The sequence below is a fragment of the Mesorhizobium sp. M4A.F.Ca.ET.050.02.1.1 genome (assembly GCF_003997725.1).
In the GTDB taxonomy this organism is placed as follows: Bacteria; Pseudomonadota; Alphaproteobacteria; order Rhizobiales; family Rhizobiaceae; genus Mesorhizobium.
Window position 1 is genome coordinate 1 of sequence record NZ_RZSG01001419.1, and the last position, 606, is coordinate 606.

At 62.5% G+C, this 606-nt stretch carries 1 protein-coding gene; it reads right to left on the minus strand.

Annotation, left to right across the window (positions count from 1 at the left end; translation table 11 throughout):
• Positions 1-529: DUF4142 domain-containing protein (locus tag EOA33_RS37905; protein WP_145989611.1), on the minus strand; the 529-nt coding region annotated here is incomplete at its 3' end.
• Positions 530-606 lie beyond the last annotated feature (77 nt).

Here is a 606-nt window from a genome sequence, read left to right on the forward strand (position 1 = left end):
GTTCCTTCACGTGCTTCTCATGCATCTTCAGCGTCGGCAGCGTCTTCTTGGCGAATTCCTTCATCGCCGGGTCGTCGCCCGATTTCGCATAGGTGCTGAACAGCGCGACCGCCTCTTTGTGCGCGTCCGTCTGCATCTTGATGTACTTCTGGTCGAACGCCTTGCCGCTCGCGCTCTTCAACTCGCCCAGCATCTGCTGTTCCTTAGGGCCGAGCGCGGGCCCGGCGGGCTTGATCGAGGCGGTGGTCTGGCCTTGGCTCAGCGCCGCCTTGAAATCCTCGCCCGCCTTGGTGTGGTCCGCGATCATCTCTCTGGCGAAGGCCTTGATGTCGTCGGAGGAGGCCTTCTCCTCGGCCAGCCTGCTCGACTGGATCTCGAATTCGTTGGCGTTGGGTACGGTGGTGACGAAGGTCTTTGTGTCGACCTTGCTGTCGGCAAGCATGGGCGCGACCTGGTTCGTCGATTGCGCCAGAGCGGCCGGCGCGCCGGCCAGCAGGGCTGCGACGGTCGCGGTCAGAAGGGTTTTCATCTGATGTCTCCCATCCGGGAATGGTCCCTCGCGATTCCAACGCCGCATCGGCAGCTGGGGTTGCGTTGATTTACACG